The sequence below is a fragment of the Micromonospora sicca genome (assembly GCF_003172935.1).
Classification (GTDB): domain Bacteria; phylum Actinomycetota; class Actinomycetes; order Mycobacteriales; family Micromonosporaceae; genus Micromonospora; species Micromonospora sicca.
The window spans coordinates 1-8,130 of record NZ_QGKS01000394.1; the positions used below are offsets into that span (position 1 = coordinate 1).

At 70.1% G+C, this 8,130-nt stretch carries 10 protein-coding genes; 3 read left to right on the forward strand and 7 right to left on the reverse strand.

Annotated features, from left to right (window positions below; all coding sequences use genetic code 11):
* Positions 1–241, reverse strand: a 241-nt coding sequence (locus DKT69_RS30795; protein ID WP_109804951.1) for an AlpA family phage regulatory protein, incomplete at its 3' end; no start/stop codon positions are given.
* 221 nt (positions 242–462) lie between these two features.
* The gene (locus DKT69_RS30800; protein ID WP_109804952.1) at positions 463–1,257 is read right to left on the reverse strand and encodes a hypothetical protein; all 795 of its coding nucleotides are present in this window, start codon (positions 1,255–1,257) and stop codon (positions 463–465) included.
* A gap of 264 nt (positions 1,258–1,521) precedes the next feature.
* Between DKT69_RS30800 and DKT69_RS30810 the strand changes: the two genes are divergently transcribed.
* The 3 genes from DKT69_RS30810 to DKT69_RS30820 are packed head-to-tail and all read left to right on the forward strand — an operon-like array spanning position 1,522 to position 4,666.
* Positions 1,522–2,757, forward strand: coding sequence for a tyrosine-type recombinase/integrase (locus DKT69_RS30810; RefSeq protein WP_201749946.1), 1,236 nt, complete (start codon positions 1,522–1,524; stop codon positions 2,755–2,757).
* Complete coding sequence (locus DKT69_RS30815) at positions 2,754–3,680, forward strand: tyrosine-type recombinase/integrase (protein WP_109804953.1); 927 nt, start codon at positions 2,754–2,756, stop codon at positions 3,678–3,680. Before DKT69_RS30810 ends, DKT69_RS30815 begins: the two co-directional genes overlap by 4 nt.
* On the forward strand, positions 3,677–4,666 hold the full coding sequence (locus DKT69_RS30820) for a tyrosine-type recombinase/integrase (protein ID WP_109804954.1): 990 nt from the start codon (positions 3,677–3,679) through the stop codon (positions 4,664–4,666). The genes DKT69_RS30815 and DKT69_RS30820 overlap by 4 nt, the downstream gene beginning before the upstream one ends.
* Here the strand turns inward: DKT69_RS30820 and DKT69_RS30825 are convergent.
* From DKT69_RS30825 to DKT69_RS30845, 5 genes are all read right to left on the reverse strand, one after another.
* Positions 4,653–5,231: a DNA cytosine methyltransferase gene (locus DKT69_RS30825; RefSeq protein WP_109804955.1), complete on the reverse strand. Its 579-nt coding sequence runs from the start codon at positions 5,229–5,231 to the stop codon at positions 4,653–4,655. The two genes, DKT69_RS30820 and DKT69_RS30825, sit on opposite strands and share 14 nt — an antisense overlap.
* Before the next feature lie 73 nt (positions 5,232–5,304).
* A complete protein-coding gene (locus tag DKT69_RS30830; RefSeq protein ID WP_236648460.1) occupies positions 5,305–6,231 on the reverse strand; it encodes a DNA methyltransferase in 927 nt (308 codons plus the stop codon).
* Positions 6,232–6,286: 55 nt separating this feature from the next.
* Positions 6,287–7,162 carry a hypothetical protein gene (locus tag DKT69_RS30835; protein WP_109804956.1) on the reverse strand — a complete coding sequence of 292 codons (876 nt, stop codon included), beginning with the start codon at positions 7,160–7,162 and terminating at the stop codon, positions 6,287–6,289.
* 148 nt (positions 7,163–7,310) lie between these two features.
* Complete coding sequence (locus tag DKT69_RS40735; RefSeq protein ID WP_255420243.1) at positions 7,311–7,439, reverse strand: hypothetical protein; 129 nt, start codon at positions 7,437–7,439, stop codon at positions 7,311–7,313.
* 3 nt (positions 7,440–7,442) lie between these two features.
* Positions 7,443–7,898: a cation efflux transmembrane domain-containing protein gene (locus tag DKT69_RS30845; RefSeq protein WP_438361895.1), complete on the reverse strand. Its 456-nt coding sequence runs from the start codon at positions 7,896–7,898 to the stop codon at positions 7,443–7,445.
* Between the last annotated feature and the right edge of the window lie 232 nt (positions 7,899–8,130).

The following is an 8,130-nucleotide window of genomic DNA, read 5'->3' on the forward strand; positions in this document are numbered from 1 at the left end:
CGCCGAGGGCGGAGAGGATGCCCGCGACGGAGACTCGGTAGCGGGACCCGACTCGTACGACCCGAGCCGGGAAGGCGTTGGTGGCCGCGAGTTGGTAGGCGCGGCTTCGGGACAGGCCGAAGATCTGGCCGGCGGTGGTGATGTCGGTGACCGCGCCGAGCGCGCGGATCCGCTCCACCGTCCACACCTGAGTTGGGCGGTCGTTGGTTGCGGCGGTCGTCGAGGGGTGGTCGGAGTTCATGAGGGCAGTTCTCCTTGTGTGCGGGTGGCGGCAGTGAACCGGCCGGCGCCGTAATGGCACAGCGACCGGATGGGTGGCGAGGCCGCGATCGCGTCGGACGATGCGTCCGGTATCGCGGTGAGTACCTCGAGGGCGTCTCCGAGGTACGAGGCGAGCCGGCCGACCGGCCGGTATCGGTATGCCTCCAAATCGTCGGCGGAAGGCTGCCCGGGCCGGCCGGGTCATCGCGGCTGCCAGCGGTGGTGGCACAGGAGCAGCCGCAGTGCGACGGCGGCTTGCTGCGGTACGACGCCGTTGCCGAGGACCCGCAGCGCGAGGGTGCGCGGCAGGCCAAGCGCGGGGTCGGTGACGTGGCCGTCCTGGAGACCCATCAGCCATTCCACGAACGGCGGGGCGAGGACGGGCTTGCCGTGCCGGCCGGTCTGCGTCGGCTCCGGCGCGGACCGGCCGAGCAGCAACTCCCACCGGGCCACGGCGGCGGCGTAGACGCCCCACCTGTCCTCATCGAGCCGCCCCAGCCTGTCGGACAGACCGGCAATGGTGGTGCGCAGGTCGGCGCCACCGTCGCCGTGATGGCCGGGCCCATGCCCGTCGGAGGCGCGTGGCGTGGGCAGGGTCCGGGCGGGGACCCGCACTGCCGCGGAGGGCAGGGTGAGGTCGCCGTGGGAACCTCGCTGTCCGGGGCAGCCCTTCTCCCCGTCGGTGGCCCGCGGGGTGGGTAGGAGCACCTGCGACAGTGGGGGCCGGAATCCCTTGCCGGCCCGCCGGCCCGGGGTGCCGGTGTCGCTGGCTCGCGGCGTTGGCAGAAGCCGAGCCGCGTCGGTCAGCGTCCAGCCGGCGCGCGGGATGGGCGTGATGCGGCCGGCGGTGGCGATGCCCGACGACCGGCTGCCCGCGACCGTGGACGGGGGCAGCAGCCCGTGCGTCGAGCCGGTGGGTTCGAGCAGGTCGGGCAGGCCGTACTGGTGGCCGGGGCCTTTGCCGTCACGGGCGCACGGTGTCGGCAACGTCCGCACGCCCCTAAAAGTGTTCCCGGGGAGCGGCCAGCAAGAACAACCGGTCACGGCGGTGAGCGGCGCCGGCGTCGGATGCGCGTTTATGCCGAGTTCGGCATAAACGCGCTTATGCCGGATGGCCAGTTATGCCGCGCTCTCGCTCGGATGGCTGGCCGATAGGTGTTTGTCAGAGCGGTGGCTCGGCATAATCCTCAGACCTCGACGGGTGCCGTGATGCCATAGATAGATCCAGTATGGGTGTTAAAGCCCACACTGGAGGTAATCGTGGAAGTGGATGTGGTTCAGCGAAAGTTTGGTCATCGGTCTCGGATCGAAGTACGCGGGCCGCTGGCGCCCTATGCGATCGGGTGGCGGGCTGAGCTCGGCCGACAGGGTTATGTCCTGCACGCGATCACCCAGCAGATGTCGCTGATGGCGGACCTGAGCGGCTGGATGCATGACCGGGATCTGGCAGCTACGGGGTTGACGACACCGGTCGTGGTGGAGTTTCTCGACGGGAGGCGAGGGCGCGGGCAACGCAAGATGATCTCGCCTCGGGCGCTGGCGCCGTTGCTGAGCTATCTGCATGGCTTGCGGGTTGCACCTGACCCGTCCCTGCGGTACGCCATCACGCCCCTGGACGAGGTGCTGGAGTCATACCGCGTCTTCCTGGAAGGTGAGCGGGGTCTGGCACGGGCAACGGTTGCCAAGTACGAGCGGCTTGCTCGTGTGTTCATGGCGGACGTGGCCGGCCCTGACGGCATCGTGGTGCAGGAGCTGACGTCCGGGCACGTCACGGGCTTCATGGTGCGTTACTGCGCCGGGTTGAACCCGTGGTCGGCGAAGGGCATGGTAGTGGCGTTGCGGTCACTGCTGGGGTTCCTGCATGTGGCAGGCCATGTATCGACGTCGCTGGTCGCGGCGGTGCCATCCGTGCCGGGATGGTCGCAGTCCGCATTGCCACGCGGCCTGGACACAATGAAGGTGACCGCGCTGTTGGACAGCTGCGACCGCGGCACCGCCAAGGGCCGCCGCGACTACGCGATTCTCGTCGTGCTTGCCCGGTTGGGGCTGCGTTCGATCGAGGTCGCCAACCTGCGGCTCGACGATATCGACTGGCGTGGCGGAGAGTTGATCATCTGCGGCAAGGGCAATCAGGTTGAACCGATGCCGCTGCCCACAGACGTCGGAGACGCTCTGGCGGACTACGTGCGGCATGGCCGGCCGCGCGGCCCAAGCCGGGCGCTGTTCCTCATCACTCGAGCACCGTGGAACGGTCTGACTCCGATGGGGGTGCGCGAGGTGGTGTCCACCGCGGGGAAGCGGGCAGGACTCGACGGCCGGGTCGGGACGCACCGCCTGCGCCACGCTGTGGCCTGTGACCTGCTGCGCCGCGGCGCGGCGCTGACCGAGGTCGCGCAACTGTTGCGACACCGGGACCAACGAATCACGGCGACCTACGCGAAAGTCGACCAGGCGGCGCTGGTCGCATTGGCCCAGCCCTGGCCAGGCGCGTCGTGAACCCGCTGCGTCGAAGGGCCGAGGAGTACCTGACGATGCGCCGCGCGCTGGGCTACCAACTGGACCGGCACGGCCGGCTGCTGTTGCAGTTCATTGACTACCTTGAGCGCGCGAGAGTGTCGACGATCACCGTCGACGCCGCGGTGACCTGGGCGAGGCAACCGGTCGATGCGACGCCGGCCTGGTGGGCCTCCCGGTTGTCGGTCATCCGATGTTTCGCCCGGCATCTGCACGCTCTCGACCCGGCGACCGAGATCCCACCAGCCGACCTGCTGCCCGGCCACTACCACCGCACCGCCCCACGCCTGTATTCCATCGCCGAGATCACCGACATCGTGCATGCGACGGGGCTCCTGTCCGCACCGTTGCAGGCCGCGACGTTTCGCGCGTTGATCGGATTGCTCGCGGTGACCGGCGTCAGGGTGGGCGAAGCCGTCCGCCTTGAGCGTGACGACGTCGACCTCGACACGGCGACGTTGACGATCATCAAGTCCAAGCACGGCCAGTCACGCCAACTACCGCTGCACCCCTCGGCGGTGACGGCGCTCGGCGAATACGCGCGACGCCGCGATCACCTGCTGGCAACAGCAGTCGCGGCCCCGAGCTTCTTCGTCTCCACCACCGGCACCCGCCTGGCGGTGGCAAAAGTCGACATCGTGTTCGCCCGATTGCTCTACCACTGCGGCATCCAACCGTCCCCGGGTCGGCGAGCACCCCGCGTCCACGACCTTCGCCACAGCTTCGCCGTGGCGACCGTCCTGCACTGGTATCGCACCGGCGCGGACGTCCATGCTCTCCTGCCGTCGCTGTCGACCTACCTCGGTCACGTCGCCCCCGAGTCCACCTATTGGTACCTGCAAGCGGCGCCCGAACTCCTCGCCCTGGCCGCCGCCCGGCTCGAACACCCTCGGGAGTCGACATGACCTCCTTCGCTCCGCTCCTCGAAGCATTCTTCTCCGACAGGTTGATCAACCAACGCCACGCCAGTAGCCACACCGTGGCGGCCTACCGCGACTCGTTCAAACTCCTGCTCACCTTCACCGAACAGCGCACCGGAAAGCAGCCCGCACAGCTGGACACCGCCGACCTCGACGCACCCCTGATCGGCGCGTTGCTCCAGCACCTGGAACACGACCGCGGCAATTCCGTACGCACCCGTAACGCGCGTCTGGCAGCGATCCACTCCTTGTTCCGCTACGCCGCCCTGCGCACCCCCGAACACGCCGCGCTCATCCAACGGGTGCTGGCCATCCCTACCAAACGCGGCGACCGCAGGATCGTCAACTTCCTGACCAGCGACGAAATCGACGCCCTACTCAGGGCACCCAACAGGTCAACGTGGATCGGAAGACGTGATCACGCGCTGCTGCAACTTACCGCCCAGACCGGGCTACGCCTGACTGAACTGACCGTCCTGCAACTGCAAGACCTGCACCTCGACACCGGTCCGCACGTCCGATGCCACGGCAAGGGCCGCAAGGAACGCTGCACCCCGCTGACCACCCAAACCGTGAAAGTCCAACGAGTCTGGCTCGCCGAACGAGGCGGAGGCGACACCGACGCCCTCTTCCCGTCCCATCGCGGCGGCGCATTGGGCCACGACGCGGTCCAACATCTCGTCGCCAAACACGCCGCGACAGCCGCGGTCAGCACCCCGTCGCTGGCCGCCAAGAACGTCACCCCGCACACCCTGCGCCATAGCGCCGCCATGGCGCTGCTCCACGCTGGCGTGGACATCACCGTCATCGCGCTCTGGCTCGGCCACGAGTCCACCCAGGCCACACAGGCATATCTGCACGCGGACATGAAACTCAAAGAACAAGCCCTCGCCCGCACCTCGCCCGCCGGCACCAGCCCCGGACGCTACCGCGCACCAGACACCCTGCTCGCGTTCCTCAACGGCTTGTAGCTGATCCGATCCGATCAACCCGACCCGTTATGCCGCGTCCTCGCCACAAGCCCGACCGGCTCACCAGCGGACCAAATCGAGAGCGCGGCATAACTGGCCATTCGGCATAAGCGCGTAGGCACAGCCAGCTCGTGTCGTACCCGAGCGAGGCCAGGTCGGCTTCGACGACGTCGAGTCCGCGCCGGAGGAGGGCGGCGACGTTCTCCACGAAGACGAGCGGCGGTCGAAGTACGCGAACGGCGTGGGCGACGCAGGTCCAGACGCTGGAGTGCTCGCCGCCGATGCCGGCGCGCTTGCCCGCGTTGGAGATGTCCTGGCATGGAAACCCGGCAGTGAGGATGTCGACGGGTTCGACGGTGTTCCAGCCGACGGCGCGGATGTCGCCGAGGTTGGGCACGCCGGGCCAGTGGTGGGCCAGAACGGTGCGGGCGTGCCGGTCGGTCTCGGCGTACCAGGTGAGCTGGCCGCCGAGCACCAGCTCGACGGCCATGTCGAGTCCGCCGTATCCGCTGCACAGCGATCCGATGCGCGGTTCGGGCCCCGGCCCGGCACGGTGGTCACTCACGCCACCTCCCGCACAGGCATCGCGTGCAGGTCCGCGTCGGCGCCGAGGCTCAGGCACGGTGTGGCCCGTTCGCTCATTCGCGGCCCTCCCGTTGCTCACTGGGGGGCTGGGTCTTGGCGAACACGAGGACGTCTTCGTGTGCGATGAGGTGCATCGGGGTGCCTGCGGTGCGGGCCCGGCGGACCTGCTGGAGCTGGAAGAAGCTGGGCCGGGCGACGAGGTGCCCGTCGCGGACGGCCGCCAGGAGTGCGACGCACCGGTCGACCGGGGTCAGGCCTGCGCGGATCCCCGCGCCGATGACCGCGGACGGCAGGTCGACCAGCTGGCCGTGCTTGCGCCACGGCCGTGCGGTGACCACGACGACGCCGCCGGGGCGCAGCAGTGTGTGGCAGCCGGCCAGGATCTGCGCGAACCCGTCGGCGAGGCCGGTGAGGTCGCGGTAGGCGAGGTTGCCTCGGTCGGTGCCGTCGTTGTAGGCGTTATCGAACTTCGCCACCCCGTCCGCGCCTGGGCGAACCAGTCCGTGGACGGTCGGCCCGTACGGCGGAGATGTCACCACCAGGGCGACCTGGCCGGCAAGGGCGGCGGGAACGAGGGACAGGATGCGGGTTGCGTCGCCGCGCATCACCGCCGCCCTGCCGGTCGCCCCTTGGCCCTGGGCGTGGGTGGTGTTGGCGTCGGCGATGTCGGACCAGCGGGACTCGTATTCGACCCCGATGGCGTCGCGGCCGACGTGGATGGCCTCGACCAGGGTGGTGCCGATGCCGCACATCGGGTCGAGGACCAGGTCCCCGGGGTTGGTGTAGGCGGCGACGGCGTGGGCGGCGATCGCCGGCAGCATCCGGGCGGGGTGCTTCACCGATTCGGACACGTACCGGCCTCGACGCTGCACCGGCCCGGTGCTCTGGGCGGTCGCCCACACCGACAGGCCCTCTGGCCCGGTCGGGGCCGGGTGGCGTCCGTCGTACTCCCGGTGGCGATCCTCGGTGTCGCGGTGCATGCCGCCGGTGCCCTCCGGCCGGACCGGCTCGTCCGGTCCGTGGGTGGTGGGGTGCTCAGCCACGACGGTCACCGCCCTCGCGGTGCCGCCGCCGTTGCGACGGGGTGGCCGGTGGGGGGCTGAACACCAGCAGGTCGGCGTGGACGCGGTGGTGCGTGAGCGTCCACTGCTGCCCGGCCGTCTCCTCGGCGAGGGCGAGGAGTTCTTCGTCGGTGACGTGGTAGACGAAGGTGTCGACGTCGGTGTCGGCAGTGACCGCGACGATGTGCTGCAGATAGCCCAGCCCGACGCTCGCCGCCGCGGCGGCGAGAGGGCCGAAGTCCTCCGGAGTCGCGATGGCGCCAGCGGGGACCGCGACGATGAGCACGAGGCAGCCGCCGGGGCGCAGCAGCCGGGCGCACGCGGTCAGCAGGCACGCCAGGCGTACCCGGCTCGTGGCCTCGTTGGCGTCGAGGGGCCAGGAGGCGACCAGCAGCCCGGTTGCCTGCGGCGAGCCAGCGGGGTCGGCCGGGTCGGTGAGGTCGTCACCGAACCAGGCGCTCACCTCCGGCACGTCGTCGTACTGCTGCTGCTCGTCCGACGGGTTGGGCTCGGCCGGTTCACTGGCCGGACCGATGAGGAGGTTGGGTCCGTCGGTGAACCAGCCGGGGTGGTGCCGGCGCCGCCCGGCGAGGCAGGCGCTGGTGAGGGCGTGGTCGTCGGTGCAGTCGACGACAGTGTCGCCGGGCCGGCTGTAGGCGGACACGAGGCGGTAGGCCAAGCGGACGCCGACGATGCGGCCTGCGTCGGCGGAGGTTCGGGCGGTCCGCCACACGGTGATCGGCACCGGCGGATCGCCGGCCACAAGATCGGTCAGGGTCGGGTCGGCGCCGGAGCGGTCCGGGTCGACGGGGCGGGCGGGGGCCTGGTGCTGCGGCGTGTGCTCGCTCATGTGGTGTCGGCTCCGCGCCGCGCGGGCAGTGCGCTGACACCCTCAAACCCGTGTTTGTGTGCTCTGGCGAACGCCCCCCGTTCTCACAACGGCTCACAGCCGCTCACAACCAGCGCGAAATGAGGTACTTAGCCCCCGATGACTCGCCTCACGACCGCGTGGTTGCCCCGCTTCGCAGCGGAACGGAGTCGCCGGTGCGGCGCCACTGGGTCAGGGTGCGCCAGCCGACGGCGAGCAGCAGACCCAGCAGGTAGAACAGCAGCGCGAGCCAGGCCACGGGTTACGCCTTCCGGTCGGTGCAGCAACCATCGGTGCAGCCCGAGCCTTGGCCGGTGGCGGCGTCGACGGCAGGCAGGGGTGCGCAGTCGTCGCAGTGTTCACCGCGCCAGGCTTCAACGCCTTCCTTGACCGCGACCCCGGCGATGACGAGCGCGGCGATCGGGTCGGCCCACGACCAGCCCCAGACGGCGTTGAGGACCAGGCCGACGAGCAGCACCGCCGAGAGGCAGGTGCACAGCATGGTCTGGGTCGAGTCGGCCATGACCGTGGCCGAGCCGAGTTCCCGGCCGGTGCGGCGCTTGGCCCGCACGAGCAGCGGCATCACGAGCAGCGACGCGATGGCAAGGCCGATCCCCACCGGGCTGGCGTCAGCGTCGCCGCCGGCCAGCAGCGACCGGACGGCATGGAACGTCACCAAAGAGGTCCCCACCCACGCCTGTCCGCCCCGGCGAGCCAAGTCACCCCGGAGGCAGTGAACCCGATCCGGACCCCGAGTTCAGCTGGCGTGGCGCCGATCTGATGCGCTCGGCCCGGCCGTGGCGTAGGCCATGTGGCCAAGGGCCAGGGTCATTGCGTTGTCGGGATGCTGCTGGTCACGGCGGTGATGAGGTCGTGGGGGCGGCGGTTCGCGCGTCGGGTGGCGCGGGCGATGTTGGCCTCGCCGTTGGTGCGGTGGTAGCCGATCGAGG

What these genes read in the sequence shown, in the direction of transcription:
- DKT69_RS30820 (WP_109804954.1), top strand. Translation starts at nt 3,677, where the DNA reads ATGACCTCCTTCGCTCCGCTCCTCGAAGCATTCTTCTCCGACAGGTTG.
- DKT69_RS30830 (WP_236648460.1), bottom strand. Translation starts at nt 6,231, where the DNA reads ATGCACCGCGACACCGAGGATCGCCACCGGGAGTACGACGGACGCCAC.
- DKT69_RS30835 (WP_109804956.1), bottom strand. Translation starts at nt 7,162, where the DNA reads ATGAGCGAGCACACGCCGCAGCACCAGGCCCCCGCCCGCCCCGTCGAC.